This window comes from Fischerella thermalis PCC 7521, assembly GCF_000317225.1.
GTDB lineage: Bacteria > Cyanobacteriota > Cyanobacteriia > Cyanobacteriales > Nostocaceae > Fischerella > Fischerella thermalis.
Map to the genome: position 1 here is coordinate 85,998 of NZ_AJLL01000012.1, position 20,780 is coordinate 106,777.

The following is a 20,780-nucleotide window of genomic DNA, read 5'->3' on the forward strand; positions in this document are numbered from 1 at the left end:
GAGTGTTGTTATACACACTTTCTATGAGAGAGATGGGGGGAGTATGAGGAGTATGAGGAGTATGAGGGGTAGAGGAATTACCACTAACTACTAATCACTAACAACCAACAATCAACCACTAACCAATGACAAATTACAAATAACTAAATAATGATTGACTGTGTGTAAACTACGTTTAAAGATGTCTTAAGGAAAACTTTAGTGGTTTAACACTATAGGATTTTATGGCACCACTGGTTGCAAACTACTACTTGACTTATCGTTGTAATGCTCGATGTCATTTTTGTAACATTTGGGCATTAGAGCCAGGAAAAGAAGCTGATTTTGAGACGATCAAACATAATTTGCAGGATTTACGCCGTCTGGGAGTTAAATATGTAGACTTCACAGGTGGTGAACCACTGTTGCGGCAAGATGTGGGTCAGATATATACCGAGGCGAAGCGCCAAGGTTTTTATACTAGTATGACCACAAATACAATTTTGTATCCGCACAAAGCAAAAGAAATTCAGGGTTTAGTGGACTTTTTGAATTTCTCTTTGGATGGGGCGGATGCAGAGACTCACGATCACTCGCGTGGAGTGAAAATTTTTGACAATTTGGTCGAGTCGGTAAAAATAGCTAAGTCTCTGGGAGAATTTCCAGTACTCAATCATACCGTCACTGCCCAAAACTACGAACGTATTGATGAAGTGGGTGAACTGGGTAAAAATTTGGGTGTGCGCGTCTGGCTGAACCCTGCTTTTACAGCCCATGAACACTATAACTCCAATAAAAATCCTACTCCTCAAATGGTGGCGGCAATAGAAGCTACTGCCAAGAAATACAAAAATGTCGGGTACAATAAGGCTGCATTGGCTTTTATTGAAGCTGGGGGCAATGACACTAAAAATCCCCGTTGCAAAGCGGTAGATGCAGTCATTGCAATTTCTCCTAACGACGAGCTGTTGCTACCTTGTTATCACTTTGCCCAAACCGGAGTTCCTATTCAGGGGCGGCTCTACGAACTTTATCGGGAGTCGAAGGAGGTAGAAAATTACCGCCAATCTCAAGGTAAGTTAAAAGTGTGTGAGGGGTGTACAGTTTGGTGTTACCTAATACCCAGCTTCTTTATGGGTGTTGACAAATACTGGTGGTTAAATCAAGTGACCTATGCCAGCGAATTTCTGGCCCGAAAACGATTCTTACAAAGAGCTTGATCCGCTTGACTCTTTGCTTTCTGAGCTAGCGGTGGAAGAGGAGTTAGCAGAAGAGACATCGCCTTGTGTGTCTCATCCGTCCCGGTTTCAAGGTCGCAGACGCAAAGCGGCTCTAGTTCTAACTATGATCTGGAGTGGCACGATCGCGTTGCATCTTGTTTCTTGGGGTTATTTGTTCGTACTAGGACTGACTACTATCATCGGGCTTCATGTATTTGTGCTGGTGTTTGCTAAACCCCGCCGTACTCATGAGCAATTAGAGGGTGATTACCCCTATGTTTCGGTGTTAGTAGCTGCCAAAAACGAGGAAGCTGTGATTGGCAAACTCGTCAAAAATCTTTGCAGTCTGGAATACCCAGAAGGAAAGTACGAAGTTTGGATTATTGATGATAACAGCAGCGATCGCACGCCGCAGTTTTTAGCAGAACTAGCCCAAAAATACGATCAATTAAAAATTCTGCAACGTTCACCAGGAGCAGGTGGCGGCAAATCTGGAGCTTTGAATCAGGTTTTGCCACTAACTCAGGGTGAGGTTTTGGCGGTGTTTGATGCTGATGCTCAAGTTCCACCAGACATACTGCTACGAGTTGTTCCCTTGTTTGAACGTCAAAAGGTAGGAGCGGTGCAAGTGCGAAAAGCGATCGCCAACGCCAAAGAAAACTTTTGGACAAAGGGACAAATGGCAGAAATGGCATTAGATGCCTATTTCCAACAAGGGCGGACTGTTATTGGTGGATTGGGTGAACTACGGGGTAACGGTCAATTTGTCCGGCGAGAAGCACTCAAACGTTGTGGTGGCTGGAATGAAGAGACGATCACTGATGATTTGGATCTAACATTCCGTTTACACCTAGACAACTGGGACATTGAAAATGTCTTTGACCCCGCAGTTGAAGAAGAGGGCGTAGTCAGTGCGATCGCTCTTTGGCATCAACGTAACCGTTGGGCAGAAGGCGGTTATCAGCGGTATTTAGATTATTGGGATTTAATTCTCAAAAACCGCATGGGTAGCCGCAAAACCTGGGATTTACTAGTTTTTCTGCTCAGCCAGTACATCTTACCCACAGCAGCAGTACCAGATTTATTGATGGCGATCGCTCGGCATCGTCTACCAATACTTAGTCCTATGACAGGCTTGACTATTACAATGTCAATGGCAGGTATGTTTGCTGGTCTGGTACGGATCAGAAAACAAAAGGGGCTAAATTTGTCTAGTTATTTTATGCTGCTGCTTCAGACTGTGCGTGGTACTCTTTATATGCTTCACTGGTTAATAGTAATCAGTAGCACCACCGCTCGCATGTCTGTGCGTCCTAAGCGTTTGAAATGGGTGAAAACTGTACATACAGGAAGTAATTAGATTACCCAGCGCTCACGCTTGGCGTAGAGCGCGGGCTTCCTAGTTCATTTTAGAATTTTGTTCAAAGCTCAAGGCTGCCATGATACTCTTTGGCGGTTTGCCAGACAATTATTGGATTTTGGATTTTAGATTTTGGATTGACTCCACGAATAAATCCGCTTTCTTGCACTGTTAAGGAATCATTAGACCTCTTGCATCAATTCTGAAAACCCCCATCCCGCGTGAACAGGGAGGGTTAAGGTGGGGTAAAAATATTTGTGCATGAGGTCTATTGCTCAATCTAAAATAGCTTGCTTCAAAATCCAAAATTGGTTGACTTTAAGCATTTTGCCTTTATCTTTTCTATTAAAGAGCTAGGTTGCCATAATTAGGATTCTTATATAGTAGTTATAAAAGCTATAAATCATAAATAGTTTGAACTAATCATAAAAATAGTATTTACTAGAATTTAATACTTACGACAAAATTCACACAGTAGCCTAGTAAATCTCAGTGAAATAATTTCCTGGGTTAAAAAATGTAAAGCAGGCAATATTCCTTTGCAAAATACGCTTCACATCTACTTGTCTATTGGTGTTAAATATCGTAGTCAAATTTTCCATATCTTCTATATAGTCTGTGAGGAGTTATCATGACGAGATATCTGCTAGCCTCTGCTGGTGGAGCAAGTTTATTATATTTAATTATGGGACTGTTACCAGTACAAGCCCTGACTAATTTTGAGATTGCAGATAACAAGCAAGTACGAAATAATTCTGAAAAAATAGCAATTTCTCACGTTGGTAACACCCCTGAAAAAATAAATATTAATGACGGAGTGAAACCTAATAATTCTCCAAACAAATTAATTATAGCTAGTGAGGATGAACAAAATTCACCTGTTTCAAATCAAAAGCAAGAAGACAAAAATTTAGAGTTAACTCCAGATCCTAATTCTTCATTACCAACTTCCTCACAATCTGCAAATTCACCTCAAACATCAGACAAAATCGCACAAGTCACATCTGTATCGCAACTATCTGATGTGCAACCAACAGACTGGGCTTTCGGTGCATTACAATCTTTGGTTGAGCGCTACGGTTGTATTGCTGGGTATCCCAATGGTACATATCGCGGCAATCGTCCGATGACTCGCTATGAATTTGCTGCTGGCTTAAATGCCTGTCTTGATCGAGTCAGCGAACTAATTGCTACGGCGACTACTAATTTGGTAACAAAAGAAGATTTAGCCACTTTGCAGAGATTGCAAGAAGAGTTTGCTGCGGAATTGGCGACACTGCGGGGTCGGGTAGATGCGCTGGAAGCCCGCACCGCAGAACTGGAAGCAAATCAGTTTTCCACAACTACCAAACTGAATGGCGAGGCAATTATTGCCGCGATTGGTGCTACAGGCGGTTCTCCAGATAGAGATGACCCTAATATCATCCTGACAAATAGAGTGCGCTTAAATCTCAACACCAGTTTTACAGGTAAAGACTTACTAATTACTGGTTTGCAATCTCATAACTTTTTGGGCGGTTTGGATGGTAGCGGTAGCCTACAAGAATCTTTGGGATTAGCTTCGCCTATACTTAGTGCTAGTAGCGCTCGTACTAGTTTTGAACCTCAGTTTCCTGGTATTGATGTTAAGACTTTATCAGATGTCAGTGCTAATGAAGCTTATTACCGCTTGAAACTAAGTGATAATGTGAGCATTACTCCTGGGGCGTTTGTGCTGTTTAACCCCGAAGGCGACAACAGAAACGATACAACAACAGTTGGTGTACTCCGTACTACCTTCACTTTTTAAAAGTCATCATCTGTTTCTCCTTCGTTTTCCCACTCTGAAGTCGTGCTAGAGTCAGTGAATTCCACTACATCATCTGCAAAGCGGATAATTTCGCCATCAAAAAATTGTGCCAGACGTTGGGCTGCGATCGCAGCCTCATCACTCTCCCAATTGGCTGATGGCATCTGAGGCTGTGGTGGGGGCATTTGCGCCACAGCAGCATTTGTTACTGATTCTGTTTTTGTGATTACTGGTTTTACTGGTTGATGATTATCAACTACAGGTGGTTGTTGATTGTAACTAGGTGCAGGCGGCTGATGAGCTTGAAGAGTATTATTTTTAGGAATTTCTTTTTTTTCGTTACTAGGTGCAGTTTTTCCCTGATTTGCAACCAAGCTCACTTTATATTTTTGCTGAAAAACTTTCACAAAAGCAGCTTCCACATCGGCTAATTTGCCTTGAGCAAGTTTGATCAGCTTTGGTGGTACACCCACAACAGCGGCATTATCACCAATACTTAATAAGCGTCCGTGTTGATTTAATAATGCTTTGGCAGGTATAGGCAAAGATTCTACTATTTTTTGCCAAGTTGCTTCCAATGATTCTTGAGTGGAAGAGTTTAGTTCCTTTTGTTCAGAAGGTGGGGGAGTGGGGGGAGAGAGGGAAGATTTTTCGTTGTTGCTGTGTTGCTGTGTCGTTGTGTTTTGTTGATTACCCGTGTCACGTTGTATCTGTGTCACCTTGCCGTTAGAAACTGGGGAAGGTGGGACAGAAGGGGTTGGTGATACTGCGGGTGTTACACGGTTTGTTGTTGATGGCTGAGTGCGAATAGTTGCTGAAGGTAACAATCCCAGCAAGGTTACTTCTAACCACAAACGGGGTTGGGTGGTATTTTTTAGTTGTAATTCAGCAGTTCTCAGGTGTTGTTGTCCCTGTAAAATTGTGCTGATATCTAACTGTTGAGCAAAGCTAACCAGTGCTTGCCAAGTTTGGGGAGTGCAAGCAACTAAGTTTTGACGACTAGGTGCAGTTTTAGCTATGAGTAAATCGCGGTATAAAGCGGCAAGATTTTGGAGAATAATCAGAGGTTCTCGACCACGATCTAGGATTTGACGAGTACAATCAAGAACAGCTTCAGGGTTGTCTGTGGCGATCGCCCCTAAAAGTGTGAGCAAGTCCCGTTCGCTTACTGAACCCACCAAATCCCACACATGGTCTGGTGTGACTTCTCCTGATAATAAACTTAATTGGTCAAGTAAACTTTCAGCATCCCGCAATCCCCCCTGAGCAATTTGAGCTACAAGGGTAATTGCTTCAGGATTAATATTAATGTTTTCTTTTGTAGCAATAGTACTCAAATGCTGCACCATTGCTTCTAGAGGGATGCGGCGAAAATCGAATCGTTGACACCGGGAAATAATTGTAGGTAGTACTCTTTGGGGGTCAGTTGTTGCCAGGACAAAGACTACATGTTTAGGTGGTTCTTCTAGAGTTTTTAGTAGTGCATTGAACGCTGCCGTGCTGAGCATGTGGCATTCATCGACCACATACACTTTATAACGACACTGAACAGGGGCAAATTGCGCTCTTTCGATAATCTCTCTGATGTTGTCTACGCCTGTGTTGCTGGCTGCGTCAATTTCAATTACATCCAAGGAGTAGCCTTTGGTGATTCCTTGACAAACATCACACACACCACAAGGTTCAGCTGTAGGTTTGTCACTTTTAAGACAATTGAGTGATTTAGCCAAAATGCGGGCGCTGGAGGTTTTGCCTGTGCCTCTTGGCCCTGTGAATAAATAGGCCGGTGCGATTTTGGATGCCCGGATAGCATTAGTCAGAGTGGTAGCGATCGCTTCTTGTCCCACCAGTTCAGCAAAACTCTTTGGGCGGTACTTATGGTGCAGGGGTTCGTAAGACATGGATGGCAATGCCTTTTCAATCTTTATGAGTCGCACCCAGTCGAGTTTGGGATTCAATCATTTTAGCTAAAGAGGGGAATTTTCAAGAACAGGGAACAGGAAACGGGGAACGGGGGATGATAATTAGAATATTGATCATTTTTCCAATCCATACTCGCCACTGCCCCTAATCCCCACCAGGGGTCCCGAGTTCCCCATCTCCCCACTTCCCCATTCAAACGCGTAGCGACTAGTCGTAGACATCGCTACAATCTTAGGGTAAACAAAACTCGGCGGGTGCCAGAGAATGCTCAAACGGCTCATTTTATGGCTAAAAAGGTTTTTTCAACGCTTATTTGGCAACCAAAAAGTGCCAACAACATTTGCGGGTAATCATCCCAAAGAACCACCTCCACCTTTAACTGACACAGATTTAGAATTTTTGTTCACCGAACTGTTAGAAGGAGTACATCAAGCTCGAGGACAACAATGGGCGCTGAAGTGGCTACATAATATAGAGCATCGTGTCCCAACAGAACGTTGGATAGAGTGGTTGCATGGCTTTGGTGAAAAACTACTGGCATCACCTACTCCCAATAATGAATTAGCCGCTCGGATGGTGCAACTAGGGGAATTGGAAGTTGGAGAAGTGGGAGATGTTGCCCATGATATTGGGATGCAATTACTGACACGCAATCAAGGAGAACCTGTATGGGAGTATGAAGGTCCAGATGCTCAAATTGCAACTTTTGGTTCTACAGAAGACAATGATGTAGAAAACTTCCCATCCAGTCAAGTTTTCCAAGCAACAGATGACCTAGGAAGTCTCCCAGAAGGAGAATTCCAAACTGTAACTTTAGACGAATTACTGGTGATCATGCAGCAGGATGAAAATCTACGCCAGATGATTGCTCAACAATTGGGAGTTGATACGGAAGATCCGCAAATGATTATCCAAGCATTGATTGATCAATTTCATGCTGCTAACCAATCAAATACAGAACAAGGATAAATTATTGCGCTCCTTGTGGGCGCAGTTCAAATATTGTAGTCGGAGGCACGAAGTTTTTAGATTTGTTTCATTCTGGTGTACACAGTTCATGAGAATTTTTCAATAGCTGCATTGATATTTGTAGTTATATTTAATAGTACATAAATACTAAATCATCAAAAGACAAAATGTCAAACACTGGGAAAGAACTGTTCATAAAACAATACGGTTCAGTGGTTTAGAGACGTACCTATGGCATGTCTCTAAATTGCTGTATCGGTTAATAAAAAAGCAGCCACTTCCGACAGGAAATAGCTGCTTTTTTTATAGAGATGAGTATCTTACTCACCCTTTGCAATATTTTAGTAATCGAAGTCGCCGCCCATACCAGCGCCAGCACCAGCAGGTGCATTATCCTTAGGCTCTGGCTTGTCAACAACGATACATTCTGTAGTCAACACCATACCAGCGATGGAAGCTGCGTTTTGGAGTGCAGAACGGGTGACTTTGGCGGGGTCAACGATACCAGCAGCCAACAAATCGACGAACTCATTGGTGGCTGCGTTAAAGCCAACGTTGAATTCCTTCTCTTTCACGCGTTCAGCGATGACAGCACCATTCTGACCGGCGTTTTCAGCAATCCGCTTCAGGGGAGCAGACAAGGCGCGAGCAACAATCAGCGCACCAGTCAACTCTTCACCTTTGAGGTTACTATTTGCCCACTCTTCTAGTTGAGGAGCTAGGTGAGCGAGAGTTGTACCACCACCAGGAACGATACCTTCTTCTACCGCAGCTTTGGTAGCGTTGATCGCGTCTTCAAGGCGCAGTTTCTTGTCTTTCATTTCGGTTTCGGTAGCAGCACCAACTTTAATTACTGCTACACCGCCGGACAACTTAGCTAAACGCTCTTGCAATTTCTCTTTGTCGTAGGAAGATTCAGTTTCGTCCATTTGACGACGAATCTGTTCGCAACGAGCTTTCACAGCTTGCTCGTTACCTTCAGCAACGATGGTGGTGTTGTCTTTGGTGATGGTGATGCGACGGGCTTTACCCAAACTATCCAGCTTGGTGTTTTCTAGCTTCAAACCAGCATCTTCGGTAATCACTTGACCACCAGTGAGAATGGCGATGTCTTCCAGCATCGCTTTGCGGCGATCGCCAAATCCAGGAGCTTTGACAGCAGCTACGTTCAGCACACCCCGCAGACGGTTAACTACCAAGGTTGCCAAAGCTTCTTTTTCAATATCTTCAGCAATAATTACCAAGGGTTTGCCTTGGCGTGCCACTTGCTCAAGAACAGGTACTAAATCTTGTACCAAAGCTATTTTCTTATCGGTCAGCAGTAAGTAAGGATCGTCAAATACTGCTTCCATCCGCTCAGCGTCGGTGGCGAAGTAGGGAGAGATGTAGCCTTTGTCAAAGCGCATCCCTTCGGTGATTTCCAATTCGGTGGTCATAGATTTCCCTTCTTCTAGGGAAATTACGCCTTCCTTGCCGACTTTGTCCATCGCTTCTGCAATCATCTGACCGACTTCTTCGTCGTTACCAGCAGAGATTGCACCAACTTGAGCGATCGCTTTAGAATCTTCAACAGGACGAGCGTGTTCTTTAATTTTTTCTACTAAGAAGTTGGTAGCTTTATCAATACCACGCTTCAACTGAATGGCATTTGCACCAGCCGCAACGTTCCTCAAGCCTTCTTTAACCATTGCGTGTGCCAAAACAGTAGCGGTGGTGGTTCCGTCACCAGCAGCATCGTTGGTTTTGGAAGCAGCTTGGCGGATCAAAGAAACGCCTGTGTTTTCAACGTGGTCTTCTAATTCAATTTCTTTAGCAATGGTCACACCATCATTGATGATTTGGGGTGCGCCAAATTTTTTCTCTAGTACTACGTTACGACCTTTGGGACCGAGGGTAACAGCCACAGCCTCAGCCAGGATATCCATACCCCTTTCTAGGGCGCGACGAGCGTTTTCGTTGTAGATAATGCGCTTTGCCATAATTTCTTAGTTGTCCTTTGTCATTACGTTATTTGTCATTTATTTTTTGTCTTTTGTCATTTGTCATTTGCAATAAACCAATGACTAATGACCAATGACCAATCACTAAGAAACAATTGCTAAAATGTCTTTTTCAGAAAGCAATACGTATTCGTCGGTTCCTAGCTTGATATCAGTACCAGCATATTTAGAGTAGAGAACTTTATCTCCTACTTTGACATCCATTGGCTGACGAGAACCATCATCTTTGATTTTGCCTTCACCAACCGCAACAACTTCGCCAACTTGGGGCTTTTCTTTGGCGGTGTCGGGTAAATATAGACCACCAGCGGTCTTTTCTTCAGAGGCGCTCACTTTTACAAACACGCGATCGCCTAAAGGTTTTACAGTAGAAACGCTAAGAGATACAGCTGCCATACGAATTTCTCCAGAGTTAGCACTCTCAACTCCTGAGTGCTAATTTAGCGAACCACTGGATGCAATGGCAATATTTGGGTTTGTACGGGTTCCCGAACTTTTGGGGAGTTTGAGGAGTATGAGGAGTGTGTAGACGCGTAGCGGTGAGCCAGTGCGGTGGACTCTTTCCCCGGCATAAAGGAGCCACTGCGCCCTTGGGGGTTCCAAGAGTTGTAGCACGTGGCGTCACCTGGCGTAGACGCGCTCATCGGCTTCAAGGTAGAGTACCCGGAGGGCTTCCCGTAAGGGTGGGGTAAAGGAATTACCACTAACTACTAACCAATGAAAAATGACTAATGACCACCAGCGACCAACAAACAACAAACAATCACTAACCAATTCAAGTAAAAATACTCAATTATTTCAGGATTTCAGGTTTTTTTATATAAGTAACGAATAGTTATATATGGTCAACTTTATTTGCAAAGTTTAGAAATTGTTATAGAACAGAAATCAGAAAGCGCGAGATGGGTAACAAAATAGTGATCCAGTCCAGCCACAAAATAGAGAAAGCAACTCCACCACCAGGAAATCAAGCCCTAAATTACTCTATAGAAACTTTAGGACTTACAAAAATTCAGCGACATGTTTTTATCTGTGCTGATCAAACATTGCCTAAATGTTGTTCAAAGCAAGCAAGTCTAGAAGCATGGGAGTATTTAAAAAAACGTCTGAAGGAATTAAGGTTAGATGTTCCTCAACAAGAGCGACCTAGCTGCATATTCAGAACCAAAGCTAATTGCTTGCGAGTTTGTTGCTCTGGGCCGATAATGGTGGTTTACCCGGATGGTGTCTGGTATCGCCAAGCAACCCCGGAAGTCATTGAGCGGATTATCCAAGAACATTTAATCGAAAATAAGATTGTGGAAGAATATGCTTTTTTAGTTCATCCTCTGTCAAAAACCTCTGTGGTTACTGAGGAGCAGCACAATAGGAGCTTAACATCCAAGGGATATGGTGAAGCGGTAAGTCACACAAGTGCGGGTTAAGTGTTTACCAGGAGCATCTTAGAACTAGCGGAGTTTGATAATCTATAAGGATTATTATTCTATTGAAGTTTTTTGCTCGCTCCTTTCAAAGCGATATATAATAACGCATTATAAATACTACTGCTCTACGTATCCTTACTGGACTTTTGCCGTTGATAGAGTAGTTTCAGGGAAAGTAAATTTCAATTTTGAAACATTTACTCAACAAAGGCAAGTTAAGTGGGAAAAAGCACGACATCACAATCATCCACCAAAAAGGATCGCTATACAAGGCCCCTATGGATCTACGCGCGACAAGTGCCACTGCTATGAAAGAACCCAGCATGAAAGAATACAAACGACTTCTACTCATTGATGATGACCCTAACCTCATCTTGCTGGTGAAGGATTACTTGGAATTCCGGGGATATGAAGTCATCACCGCAGAAAATGGTCGAGAAGCTTTGGAAATTTTAGAGCAGGATGTTCCAGATATGATCATCTGCGACGTGATGATGCCGGAAATGGACGGATATACTTTTGTTGAACAAGTCCGGCAAAACGAACGCACTAGTTGGATTCCTGTTCTATTTCTATCCGCAAAAGGACAAAGCGCAGACCGGGTTAAAGGACTGAATAAAGGTGCTGATGTATACATGGTCAAGCCCTTTGAACCAGAAGAATTGGTGGCGCAAGTAGAATCGTCTCTCAAGCAAACCATTCGTTGGAAAGAACACCAAGCCAAAGGAGGAGACAACGGTTCGCGTATTCAAGTTCCCTTTGATGTGCAGTTAACCCCAACCGAACTGAAAGTAGTTCAGTTTGTCGCTAGGGGTTTAGCTAACCGCGAAATTGCTGAAGAACTAAATGTTAGTCAGCGTACAGTTGAAAGCCATGTGTCCAACATGTTGGGCAAAACCAATCTCCACAATCGTACTGAGTTAGCACGGTGGGCGATTGAAAATCAAATGGCATAGATCAAGCTCTAATTTGTGATTGTTGAGTTATGAGTTGATTTGTTACGATTTCAAACTCATAGCTCAATTGCTTATTTCTTCTAGCTGTCTGGTGAGAAAGTTTTTATATTAAGTCTATGAAGCTTGTTTTATCGACGTTTTAGCTTTCATGTCGCCCCCTCAGTAGAAATACAGATGGTGTAGAGACGCGAAATTTCGCCTCTGGTACAAATTTATGTGTATCGTGATTAACGTGAAATGGTATGAGCAGGATTCCAATGCTGCTCGGTTAAGGATTTGTTGTCATAATTTTGGGTCTGTAGGGACGTTGCTGTAGAGACGTTGCTGTAGAGACGTTGCTGTAGAGACGTTGCAGTGCAACGTCTCTACAGGTTTTAAATGTCAATCGATTTGTCTTATCCAAGCAGTATTGGGTAGGATTCTAATCGCCTAGTTTTTTAATTCTCAAACTAAAACTCCGCACTCTCTGGTGTACGTGGGAAAGGAATCACATCACGAATATTCCCCATTCCTGTCATGAACTGCACAAGTCTTTCAAAGCCCAATCCAAAACCAGCGTGGGGAACAGTACCGTAACGGCGCAAATCTAGATACCACCACAAGTCTTCTAGTTTCATTCCTTGTGCTAGTACCCGCTTTTCTAAAACTTCTAAACGTTCTTCCCGTTGGGAACCACCAATTATTTCACCAATTTTCGGTGCAAGAATATCCATCGCCGCGACGGTTTTTTCATCGTCGTTTAAGCGCATATAAAAAGCTTTGATTTGGGCTGGATAATCAGTCACAATTACTGTTTTTTTGAATAATTGTTCACAAAGATAACGTTCGTGTTCTGATTGTAAATCTAAGCCCCAACTAACAGGATAATCAAACTGCACATCGGCTTTTTCTAAAAGTTTGATGGCTTCTGTATAGGTGATACGTTCAAACTGATTGTTAATTATATTATCTGCGGTTGCTAACACAGTGTTATCAATGCGCTGGTTAAAAAACTCCATGTCTTCTGGGCATTTTTCCAGTACATATTTAAAAATATATTTGAGAAATTCCTCTGCTAAATCCATATCCCCGTGGAGATCACAAAAAGCCATTTCTGGCTCAACCATCCAAAATTCTGCGAGGTGACGGGAAGTATTGGAGTTTTCGGCGCGGAAGGTAGGGCCAAAGGTGTAGACGTTGCTAAATGCCATCGCCATGATTTCGGCTTCTAGTTGACCGCTAACTGTTAAATATGTTGGTCTGGCAAAGAAGTCTTTACTATAGTCTACTGCTTGATTTTCTGTGCGGGGAATATTTTTTAAATCTAAACTAGTGACGCTAAAAAGTTCTCCTGCACCTTCACAGTCACTGGCGGTAATAATAGGAGTATGTACCCACATAAAACCGCGTTCTTGAAAGAACTGGTGGATGGCGGTAGCACAAGCATTACGGACACGGAAAACCGCACCAAAGGAATTAGTGCGCGATCGCAAATGTCCGATAGTCCGCAGAAACTCAAAGGAATGACGTTTCTTTTGTAGAGGATAAGTTTCGGGATCAGCTTCTCCGTAAACTTTGATGCTATCTGCTTTTAATTCTACACGCTGTCCTTTGGCAGGAGAAGCTACTAAAATCCCAGACGCTTCTACAGAAGCACCTGTATTTAATTTTTTCAAGATATTTTCATAATCTGGCAAATCTTGATTAATTACTACTTGTAGGTTAGCCAGAGATGAGCCATCATTTATTTCTATAAAAGCAAAACCTTTTAATTCGCGTTTAGTACGCACCCAGCCTTTAACTTTTAGTGACTCATCAGGCTTACCATTTCGTAAAATTTCGACAATTCTTTGATTTAGCATGTTTGTATCAGAGCATAAAATTTAGAGTTTGACATTTTTAGAATTGTAGACTCTAAATTTCAATTTAAAAGAATTAAATCTTAAATAAATTGCCTATCTGCGATCCCTACCCAGCAAAAGACTTTAATATCCAACCTATGATAACGCCCATTCCACCAAAGCGTATGGCTTGCCAAAAAGGTTCTTTGATACTGCGCCAGGAAAACAGTTGACTCTCTAAGCAGACTTCTAATACTTCTAATTGCTGTTGAATTTGCCGTAACTCAGCTTCTATTTCTGGTGTGGGTTTTTTATCTTGACTGAGTTTATAAAGTTTGTATTGCAGTTGTTTTTGTTGACGAAGATCACGCTGCACCTGTTGGTAGCGTTCTCTTAAAGCTGCAAGCGATCGCTCAACTTCTAAGAGTTCTTGTTCAAAATCAAGTTCCTGATTATGCTCTTCTGGTGGTTCTGACGGTTTTTGAGGCTGCTTCATTAAAGTAGTAGAGTAAAAGTAAATGCGACAATACCTTGGAGTGTATGTCTCAATCTACACAGCCACTTAAAAACAGTCAACTGAATGAATTTACTACTTTAGAATTAGCTCAAGCTCTGATGGAGAGGTTGAGTATTTCTCCTAATGATTGGCATCGCCTCAAATCTAATCGTAAAGCTCGCGCTGGTGAGCAAGCAGCAGCAGCTCTTGTCTTCCTCCTCAAGGAAGAACCACAAGAAGCTCTCACGAGGTTAGAACAAGCAACAGGTTGGTTAGACCACTCTATTTCTGCACCACCTTGTCCGACACACGGAAAAGGGTAATTAGTAATGGGTAATTGGTAATGGCTTTTTCCGATTACCAATTACCAATCACCTATTATCAATTGTTTAACTTCGCAATAATGGTATACGCGGTCGAGCTTGCTCTAATTGCTTACACAGCCTTAATTCTGTACCTTTAGTATTCCACTCTACTTCGTCAAAAACAAGATGCAAAATCGATAAACCACGACCGCATTCTGACTCATCCGGTGGCAGGTACTCGGTTGGATCTGTATCACAATCACAAGCAGGAGTGAAACCTCCGCCTTGGTCTGAGATGATCCACCAATATTTATTATCTATTAAGGAATAACGTACTATTACCTTCTTACTAGGGTCAAGATTGTTGCCATGTTTAGCTGCGTTGACTAAAGCTTCTTGAAGCCCTAGTCGTAGTTCGGCTTGCATGGGCGTTGGAATTTCTGCCAGAAGCAAATCTAATATTGGACAGAGATATAAAGTTGAGGCGAAACTAATAGTACCCCAACTACGTCCAACTGGACGAAGTGAAATGGTGATCACAAGAGAAACCCCGCAGCTTCAGAGTTAGCTAGACATCAGTTTGCTGTCACAGGCACCCTGATTATTTGTGAGGTGGTCGTGTTGCCTTCAAACCTAACGTCTTTGGAACTAAATTTTGAAAATGCTAGGGAGCATTGGCTCTCCTAATGATTTTGGGCTGTTCTCACATAAAACGGCTGATGTAAACTTACCCAAGCAAATAGCAATTCAAAAAAAGCTTTGCTTTCACAAATAGAGTATAAACATACTCTTTTATTTGCCGAATTTTAGTTTAGACGACCCAATTCATATCTGAGAGTAGCCCATGCAGCTTCTATTTTTTGCACAGTTAAGATTATATTTTTAGCTTAATTCAAGTCTAGCATTTTTACTATCAGTTAGACTACAAATTTTCAATTTGAGTTTTTTAAAAGAACCATATATTTTTGTTTAATGCAACTGTGATCGCACAAGAAAGGCTGCTGCTTCTACATGGGCGGTTTGAGGGAAAAAATCTGCTGGTTGTACACGTGTAAGAGTGTATACACCTTTTTCGCAAAGTAATTTCAAATCGCGTGCCAGAGTTGCTACTTTACAGCTGACATAAACGATACGTTCTGGTTGAAACGTTAATAGAGTTGCGATTACTTGGCGATCGCATCCTTTGCGCGGTGGATCTAGCAAAACAATATCCGGTTTAATTTCCAGTTGGGGCAGTAATTTTTCCACTGCACCCGTCATAAAAATCACATTATGAATTTGATTGTTTTGAGCATTGCAAATCGCCTGTTCTACCGCCTCTGGTTGTATTTCCAACCCAATCGCTTGGTGAACTTGTTTTGCTAGGGGTAAGGTTAACGTACCGATACCGCAATAGGCATCAAGTAGCACCTCTGTTCCTCTTAAATCCAGTTCTGATTGAATAACCTGTAACAATGTCTCCGTTGTCTCCGTGGAAACCTGGAAAAATGTGTCTGGACGCACCTGAAATTCTAACCCAGCAAATTCTTCTCGCAGATAATCAGCACCAACGATACAGAGAGTTTCACTGCCAAAAATAGTATTTGTGCGTTTAGGGTTATAGTTTAAACAAACTCCTACTAAAGTAGGATAGCGATTTAACCATTCCTGTGCTTGCTCTTTTATGCCTGGTAAATTCCAATCTTTCACAACTAAAGTCAATAATATTTCTCCTGTCCGCCGACCGATGCGTAACCCAAGATGACGTATTGTTCCTGTGTGGTCTTTTTCGTTATAAATTGCCCAATTTCGCTTTTGAATATCTTGTTTAATTTCTGCCAATAAAGAATTTAATCGTGGATCTTGGACTGGACATTGATTTAAATTAATTAATTGATGGCTACCTTTTTGGTAGTAGCCTGCTTGGACATTTCCAGTTGCAGATACACCCATAGGATAAGTGGCTTTATTGCGATAACCTAGAGGTGAAGCAGCCCTTAAAACCAAATCTACAGGTGGTTGGACAAAACCACCAATACGTTCTAAAGCTTGAATAACTTGATTGTGTTTCGCTTCTAGCTGATATTCATAATCTATATGTTGCCACTGACAGCCACCACATTTATCAGCGACTATGCAGCTTGGTCGAATGCGGTGAGTTGAGGGTTGTAATACTTGTTTAAGCTTGGCGTGAGCATAATTAGGCTTGACGTGTACTAGACGGACAATAGCGCGATCGCCTGGTACAGTATCTGGTACAAAGACCACCCGTTCATGCGATCGTCCTACACCATCGCCTGTATCAGTTGTGTCTGTGATCTGAACTTCTATTAATTCACCTTGTTTCCAAAAAGAATTTGTCATTTGTCAATAAGTTGTTGATTGTTGATTGTTGGTTGTTAGTAGTTAGTGGTAATTCCTCTACCCCTTCACTTGTGTCCACAAGACTCGTTAAACTAGCAAATAATAAATCTCGTGATTCAATATCATGACTGTAGTAAGCCAAGTTATTCTCAAAGCCGACGACGAACTGCGTTATCCCAGCAGTGGTGAACTCAAAAGTATCAAAGAGTTTTTGCAAACTGGCGAACAGCGGGTACGCATTGCTAGCACCCTAGCTGAAAATGAAAAAAAGATTGTTCAGGAAGCTACCAAACAGCTTTGGCAAAAGCGTCCTGATTTTATCTCGCCAGGAGGTAACGCCTACGGAGAACGTCAACGTGCTTTATGTATCCGTGATTTTGGCTGGTATTTACGCCTAATTACTTATGGCGTACTTGCTGGCGACAAAGAACCAATCGAAAAAATTGGTTTGATTGGTGTGCGAGAAATGTACAATTCTTTGGGTGTTCCTGTACCTGGAATGGTAGAAGCCATCAACTGCTTGAAAAAAGCCTCCCTTGATTTACTCAATGCAGACGATTCTGCTGAAGCAGCACCTTACTTTGATTACATCATTCAAGCGATGTCTTAATCATAAGTCAGTACCCACACTGTCTCAAGGTGTAGTTTCGCTTGAGCTTGTCTAAGTGCAAAATAGCACTTGAAATTGATCATTATTTCTTAATACCATCATACTCCCCACACTTGCTAGTGGCTCTGGCGGAATCTCTGTCAAGTTACCAACCAGTTGTGGGGATATTTTATTTTGGGGTCGGTAATTGGTAATGGGTAATGGGTAATTAACCACTAACCAATAACCACTATCCACTAACTACAATGTAAATTATGGGGTTTTGGCTAGGTTAGAAAATGATGCTGGTGGAAAAACTTGAGCAACTTAAAGCTATATTCGCCCAGATGAACCAAGCGTTAATTGCTTACTCTGGTGGTGTTGATAGTACTTTGGTTGCTAAGGTTGCTTATGATGTCTTGGGCGATCGCGCTTTGGCAGTGACAGCTGTTTCGCCGAGTCTGTTACCTGAAGAATTGGAAGATGCTAAAATTCAAGCAGCAACGATTGGGATTCCCCATCAAATCATCGCTACACATGAGATGGAAAATCCTAATTACACTTCTAACCCAGTTAACCGTTGTTATTTCTGCAAAAGTGAATTGCACGATACCCTCAAACCTTTAGCTGTAGAAATGGGCTATCCCTACGTAGTAGATGGGGTGAATGCTGATGATTTGCATGATTATCGCCCAGGAATTCAGGCGGCTAAAGAAAGGGGTGCGCGATCGCCTCTAGCAGAAGTTGGGATTACCAAAGCCGAAGTGCGGCAAATTTCCCAACAACTTGGTTTACCTTGGTGGGATAAACCCGCGCAACCTTGTTTAAGTTCTCGTTTTCCTTATGGCGAAGAAATTACTGTAGCGAAATTACAACGTGTAGGTAGGGCAGAAATTTTTCTGCGTAAGTTGGGATGGCAGAATTTACGCGTTCGTTCGGAAGGTGATACTGCTAGGATTGAATTACCGCCAGAAAAAATCAAAGATTTTGTCCTGAGCACAGATTTAAACACAGTTGTCACCAAATTTCAAGAGTTTGGTTTTATTTACGTAACTCTAGATTTAGAAGGTTATAGCAGTGGCAAATTAAATCGGGTTTTAAAGTAAATTCCGCGCTTTGAGTTGCAAATATCTATCTACTAGTTGTTCTGTAATTTGATTTGCGGGTGCGTCGAGTACTAACACACCTTTTTGCTTGAGTTGGGCAAATGCTACTTGGCGCTGTGCTAATAAGTCTAAAGCAACTGCGCGGGTATAAGCATTTTTCACTCCCTCAAAGTCTGCTGTTGGGGAAATATGCGCCAGACGATCTACTTGGGGATCGCGTAAAGTCACAGCAAAGGATAGATAGCGGGGTGTAAGTCTGGAAAGGGCAGCCAGCAGTTCGGCAGAGGCTGTATTATCAACTATATCGGTGATGACTACAATTAAGGCTCTACGAGTTTGTTGTTGGACAACATGAGTTACCGCACCCATGTAATCTGATTCTAGTAACACTGGTTGAATGGGAGTCAAGCGATCAATGAGAGTTCCTAAATGATTTTGTCCCCTCTCTGGTGCAATCCATGTATGTATCTGGCGATCAAATACACCTACTCCGACGCGATCGCCTCGATGTAATCCTGCTAAAGCTAAAGATAAAGTCGCATTTAAACCCCAGTCAAACCGTCGCAAACCCTGGACTTTTGCTGTCATCAATCTTCCCCGATCCAGCAAAATCAACAAAGTTTGCTCTCGTTCTGGTTCTAACACCCTGACTAATGGCGGTGTATTTCCATAACCAACCCGCCGCGCCGTTGCTTTCCAGTCAATCAACCGCAAATCATCACCCGTACGATAGTTTCGCAATTCTGCAAACTCCGTGCCAATTCCCAACTGGCGAAACTGACGAATAGCACCAGAAGATTGCAATGTCAAGCGAATAGAAAGCGATCGCAATCCGACTAAATCTGGATAAACCCAAACTTTTAGGCTTTGGGGAATCTTGCGATCGTCCCAAGCTAAACCCCAAGCACCGAGTTGTCTGACTTGGATATCTCCCCAAGAAAATTCCCCGCGTTGGTTTGGGTGGGCTGTATAAGTTAATTCCTCAGTAGTTTGACTCGGAATCGCAGCCTGCAATGTTGGTGTAGATACGCCAAACTCACTTGGGTAATAGTCGCGAATTTGAATGATTGCTTTAGCTTTTCCCGAAGTAACTCGCAGTACTACCAAATTATCCCGTCCCACAGACAAGCGCGGTAGTAATTCCCGTGACACCTGCACTCGCTGACGACGAACTAACAAACCATCCACAACCATAGATGCCAAAACTACAGCATCATATAGCAAAATCATGGTGATGCTGGCACGAACACCAAAAAAGATGGCTAAACTAGAGGCGATCGCAATTCCTAAAATTAAAAGTAAATAAACTCGTTTTGAGGGAATCATATTTTCAAGGATGAAGGATGAAGAGTGAAGGATGAAATTTTTCTTCATCCTTCATCTTGGTACTGGCACTTTGTTAAGTATTGAAGCGATCGCAGCATCAATTTGCAAACCATCTAACAGTGCTTCTGGCTTCAACAGCAAACGATGACGCAACAGTGGAGTTGCAACCGTTTTGACATCATCGGGAGTAACAAAATCCCTACCTGCTAAATACGCCGTTGCTTGTGCTGTCACAAACCAAGAAGTAGCAGCCCGGGGTGATGCACCCAAAGCTAAATCTGGGTGCTGTCGCGATGTTCTCACCAATGCCAAAAGATAATCTATGATTGCCTCAGATACTTGCACTTGTTTGACTTCTTGTCGCGCCTGTAAAATTTCTGCCACATTCGCCACTGGTTTGAGGCTAGCAATATCCAAGCGTCGTGCTGCAAACCCCGCCTGTCGATTTAATAACATTTGTTTTTCTGCTACTTCATCGGGGTAATCTACTACCAGCTTGAATAAAAATCTGTCTAGTTGTGCTTCTGGTAAAGGATAGGTACCCTCAAACTCCAAAGGGTTTTGTGTAGCAATTACCCAAAATAAATCTGGGAGTAGCAAACTTTCACCATCCAGCGTTACCTGCATTTCTTCCATTGCTTCTAGTAGCGCCGCCTGGGTTTTGGGGGGAGTGCGGTTAATTTCGTCTGCTAAAAGCACTTCAGTAAACACTGGCCCCTTTTTCAGGGTAAAACTGCGACTATTTAAGTCAAAAATATTAGTACCAGTAATATCTGCGGGTAAAACATCCGGCGTCAGTTGGATACGACGGAACTCTGCTTGGATGATCTGTGCTAAAACTTTTACCAGAAGTGTTTTACCAGTTCCTGGTACACCTTCCAAAATTACGTGTCCACCTGCTAGCAGTGCAATGAGTAGCTGTTGTACAATACTGGATTGCCCGACAATAACTCGGTTTAAAGCTTGACTTAGGCGATGAAATACAGAATGGGTTTCGCTCATTTTTTGAATTGTTAGTTGTTAGTGGTTAGTAGTTAGTGGTTGTACTAGACACGTCATGGCACGTCTCTACATTGGTTAGTGGTAATATAGAATAACCAACTACCAACCAAAACTTTTTTACTTAATCCACAGTTATCGAATTTAAGCAACAAATTATATAGCGGTTTGCAATT

At 42.5% G+C, this 20,780-nt stretch carries 19 protein-coding genes; 9 read left to right on the forward strand and 10 right to left on the reverse strand.

Annotated features, from left to right (window positions below; translation table 11 throughout):
• Nucleotides 1-224: 224 nt before the first annotated feature.
• The 3 genes from UYK_RS0103750 to UYK_RS0103760 all read left to right on the forward strand — a co-directional run bounded on the left by UYK_RS0103750 (nucleotide 225) and on the right by UYK_RS0103760 (nucleotide 4,348).
• Complete coding sequence (locus UYK_RS0103750; protein ID WP_009457512.1) at nucleotides 225-1,199, forward strand: radical SAM protein; 975 nt, start codon at nucleotides 225-227, stop codon at nucleotides 1,197-1,199.
• On the forward strand, nucleotides 1,153-2,559 hold the full coding sequence (locus tag UYK_RS0103755) for a glycosyltransferase family 2 protein (RefSeq protein WP_009457511.1): 1,407 nt from the start codon (nucleotides 1,153-1,155) through the stop codon (nucleotides 2,557-2,559). The genes UYK_RS0103750 and UYK_RS0103755 overlap by 47 nt, the downstream gene beginning before the upstream one ends.
• A 631-nt stretch (nucleotides 2,560-3,190) precedes the next feature.
• Complete coding sequence (locus tag UYK_RS0103760) at nucleotides 3,191-4,348, forward strand: iron uptake porin (protein ID WP_016870925.1); 1,158 nt, start codon at nucleotides 3,191-3,193, stop codon at nucleotides 4,346-4,348.
• On the opposite strand, the gene UYK_RS0103765 is transcribed toward UYK_RS0103760, so the two are convergent.
• Complete coding sequence (locus UYK_RS0103765) at nucleotides 4,345-6,249, reverse strand: DNA polymerase III subunit gamma/tau (protein ID WP_016870926.1); 1,905 nt, start codon at nucleotides 6,247-6,249, stop codon at nucleotides 4,345-4,347. The two genes, UYK_RS0103760 and UYK_RS0103765, sit on opposite strands and share 4 nt — an antisense overlap.
• 286 nt (nucleotides 6,250-6,535) lie before the next feature.
• On the opposite strand from UYK_RS0103765, the gene UYK_RS0103770 reads away from it, so the two are divergent.
• A complete protein-coding gene (locus UYK_RS0103770; RefSeq protein ID WP_009457508.1) occupies nucleotides 6,536-7,240 on the forward strand; it encodes a hypothetical protein in 705 nt (234 codons plus the stop codon).
• Between the two features lie 341 nt (nucleotides 7,241-7,581).
• Here UYK_RS0103770 and groL read toward each other — a convergent pair whose 3' ends face one another.
• From groL to UYK_RS25915, 3 genes are all read right to left on the reverse strand, one after another.
• Nucleotides 7,582-9,219: a chaperonin GroEL gene (gene groL / locus UYK_RS0103775; protein WP_009457507.1), complete on the reverse strand. Its 1,638-nt coding sequence runs from the start codon at nucleotides 9,217-9,219 to the stop codon at nucleotides 7,582-7,584.
• 105 nt (nucleotides 9,220-9,324) lie between these two features.
• Nucleotides 9,325-9,636 (reverse strand): co-chaperone GroES, encoded by a 312-nt coding sequence (gene groES / locus UYK_RS0103780; RefSeq protein WP_009457502.1) that lies wholly within the window; start codon nucleotides 9,634-9,636, stop codon nucleotides 9,325-9,327.
• A gap of 225 nt (nucleotides 9,637-9,861) precedes the next feature.
• Nucleotides 9,862-9,999, reverse strand: coding sequence for a hypothetical protein (locus tag UYK_RS25915; protein WP_157221806.1), 138 nt, complete (start codon nucleotides 9,997-9,999; stop codon nucleotides 9,862-9,864).
• Between the two features lie 143 nt (nucleotides 10,000-10,142).
• Between UYK_RS25915 and UYK_RS0103785 the strand changes: the two genes are divergently transcribed.
• Together UYK_RS0103785 and UYK_RS0103790 are read left to right on the forward strand one after the other, a co-directional pair.
• The gene (locus UYK_RS0103785) at nucleotides 10,143-10,664 is read left to right on the forward strand and encodes a (2Fe-2S) ferredoxin domain-containing protein (protein ID WP_009457501.1); all 522 of its coding nucleotides are present in this window, start codon (nucleotides 10,143-10,145) and stop codon (nucleotides 10,662-10,664) included.
• A gap of 278 nt (nucleotides 10,665-10,942) precedes the next feature.
• Nucleotides 10,943-11,620 (forward strand): response regulator transcription factor, encoded by a 678-nt coding sequence (locus tag UYK_RS0103790; RefSeq protein WP_009457500.1) that lies wholly within the window; start codon nucleotides 10,943-10,945, stop codon nucleotides 11,618-11,620.
• A gap of 449 nt (nucleotides 11,621-12,069) precedes the next feature.
• Here the strand turns inward: UYK_RS0103790 and asnS are convergent, their stop codons facing one another.
• Together asnS and UYK_RS0103800 are read right to left on the reverse strand one after the other, a co-directional pair.
• Complete coding sequence (asnS, locus tag UYK_RS0103795; protein WP_009457499.1) at nucleotides 12,070-13,461, reverse strand: asparagine--tRNA ligase; 1,392 nt, start codon at nucleotides 13,459-13,461, stop codon at nucleotides 12,070-12,072.
• Between the two features lie 106 nt (nucleotides 13,462-13,567).
• Complete coding sequence (locus UYK_RS0103800; RefSeq protein ID WP_009457493.1) at nucleotides 13,568-13,936, reverse strand: sll0565 family protein; 369 nt, start codon at nucleotides 13,934-13,936, stop codon at nucleotides 13,568-13,570.
• A gap of 44 nt (nucleotides 13,937-13,980) precedes the next feature.
• Here UYK_RS0103800 and UYK_RS0103805 point away from each other — a divergent pair, with 44 nt between their 5' ends.
• The gene (locus UYK_RS0103805) at nucleotides 13,981-14,259 is read left to right on the forward strand and encodes a DUF6439 family protein (RefSeq protein WP_009457492.1); all 279 of its coding nucleotides are present in this window, start codon (nucleotides 13,981-13,983) and stop codon (nucleotides 14,257-14,259) included.
• 66 nt (nucleotides 14,260-14,325) lie between these two features.
• Here UYK_RS0103805 and UYK_RS0103810 read toward each other — a convergent pair whose 3' ends face one another.
• Together UYK_RS0103810 and rlmD are read right to left on the reverse strand one after the other, a co-directional pair.
• Nucleotides 14,326-14,781 (reverse strand): ATP-binding protein, encoded by a 456-nt coding sequence (locus tag UYK_RS0103810; protein WP_009457491.1) that lies wholly within the window; start codon nucleotides 14,779-14,781, stop codon nucleotides 14,326-14,328.
• Between the two features lie 429 nt (nucleotides 14,782-15,210).
• On the reverse strand, nucleotides 15,211-16,584 hold the full coding sequence (gene rlmD, locus UYK_RS0103815; protein WP_016870927.1) for a 23S rRNA (uracil(1939)-C(5))-methyltransferase RlmD: 1,374 nt from the start codon (nucleotides 16,582-16,584) through the stop codon (nucleotides 15,211-15,213).
• A 124-nt stretch (nucleotides 16,585-16,708) separates the two neighbouring features.
• Between rlmD and UYK_RS0103820 the strand changes: the two genes are divergently transcribed.
• Together UYK_RS0103820 and larE are read left to right on the forward strand one after the other, a co-directional pair.
• Entirely contained in the window at nucleotides 16,709-17,194 is a 486-nt protein-coding gene (locus tag UYK_RS0103820) for an allophycocyanin subunit alpha-B (protein WP_009457489.1), read from the forward strand.
• Nucleotides 17,195-17,472: 278 nt separating this feature from the next.
• Entirely contained in the window at nucleotides 17,473-18,279 is an 807-nt protein-coding gene (gene larE / locus UYK_RS0103830; RefSeq protein ID WP_009457488.1) for an ATP-dependent sacrificial sulfur transferase LarE, read from the forward strand.
• Here the strand turns inward: larE and UYK_RS0103835 are convergent.
• Nucleotides 18,271-19,605, reverse strand: coding sequence for a DUF58 domain-containing protein (locus UYK_RS0103835; protein WP_009457486.1), 1,335 nt, complete (start codon nucleotides 19,603-19,605; stop codon nucleotides 18,271-18,273). The two genes, larE and UYK_RS0103835, sit on opposite strands and share 9 nt — an antisense overlap.
• A gap of 51 nt (nucleotides 19,606-19,656) precedes the next feature.
• The gene (locus tag UYK_RS0103840) at nucleotides 19,657-20,607 is read right to left on the reverse strand and encodes an AAA family ATPase (protein ID WP_009457484.1); all 951 of its coding nucleotides are present in this window, start codon (nucleotides 20,605-20,607) and stop codon (nucleotides 19,657-19,659) included.
• Between the last annotated feature and the right edge of the window lie 173 nt (nucleotides 20,608-20,780).

Excerpts from the sequence above, each read along its gene's own strand:
- UYK_RS0103750 (WP_009457512.1), top strand. The coding sequence starts at position 225 with ATGGCACCACTGGTTGCAAACTACTACTTGACTTATCGTTGTAATGCT.
- UYK_RS0103755 (WP_009457511.1), top strand. The coding sequence starts at position 1,153 with ATGCCAGCGAATTTCTGGCCCGAAAACGATTCTTACAAAGAGCTTGAT.
- UYK_RS0103760 (WP_016870925.1), top strand. The coding sequence starts at position 3,191 with ATGACGAGATATCTGCTAGCCTCTGCTGGTGGAGCAAGTTTATTATAT.
- UYK_RS0103765 (WP_016870926.1), bottom strand. The coding sequence starts at position 6,249 with ATGTCTTACGAACCCCTGCACCATAAGTACCGCCCAAAGAGTTTTGCT.
- UYK_RS0103770 (WP_009457508.1), top strand. The coding sequence starts at position 6,536 with ATGCTCAAACGGCTCATTTTATGGCTAAAAAGGTTTTTTCAACGCTTA.
- groL (WP_009457507.1), bottom strand. The coding sequence starts at position 9,219 with ATGGCAAAGCGCATTATCTACAACGAAAACGCTCGTCGCGCCCTAGAA.
- groES (WP_009457502.1), bottom strand. The coding sequence starts at position 9,636 with ATGGCAGCTGTATCTCTTAGCGTTTCTACTGTAAAACCTTTAGGCGAT.
- UYK_RS0103785 (WP_009457501.1), top strand. The coding sequence starts at position 10,143 with ATGGGTAACAAAATAGTGATCCAGTCCAGCCACAAAATAGAGAAAGCA.
- UYK_RS0103790 (WP_009457500.1), top strand. The coding sequence starts at position 10,943 with ATGGATCTACGCGCGACAAGTGCCACTGCTATGAAAGAACCCAGCATG.
- asnS (WP_009457499.1), bottom strand. The coding sequence starts at position 13,461 with ATGCTAAATCAAAGAATTGTCGAAATTTTACGAAATGGTAAGCCTGAT.
- UYK_RS0103800 (WP_009457493.1), bottom strand. The coding sequence starts at position 13,936 with ATGAAGCAGCCTCAAAAACCGTCAGAACCACCAGAAGAGCATAATCAG.
- UYK_RS0103805 (WP_009457492.1), top strand. The coding sequence starts at position 13,981 with ATGTCTCAATCTACACAGCCACTTAAAAACAGTCAACTGAATGAATTT.
- rlmD (WP_016870927.1), bottom strand. The coding sequence starts at position 16,584 with ATGACAAATTCTTTTTGGAAACAAGGTGAATTAATAGAAGTTCAGATC.
- UYK_RS0103820 (WP_009457489.1), top strand. The coding sequence starts at position 16,709 with ATGACTGTAGTAAGCCAAGTTATTCTCAAAGCCGACGACGAACTGCGT.
- larE (WP_009457488.1), top strand. The coding sequence starts at position 17,473 with ATGATGCTGGTGGAAAAACTTGAGCAACTTAAAGCTATATTCGCCCAG.
- UYK_RS0103835 (WP_009457486.1), bottom strand. The coding sequence starts at position 19,605 with ATGATTCCCTCAAAACGAGTTTATTTACTTTTAATTTTAGGAATTGCG.
- UYK_RS0103840 (WP_009457484.1), bottom strand. The coding sequence starts at position 20,607 with ATGAGCGAAACCCATTCTGTATTTCATCGCCTAAGTCAAGCTTTAAAC.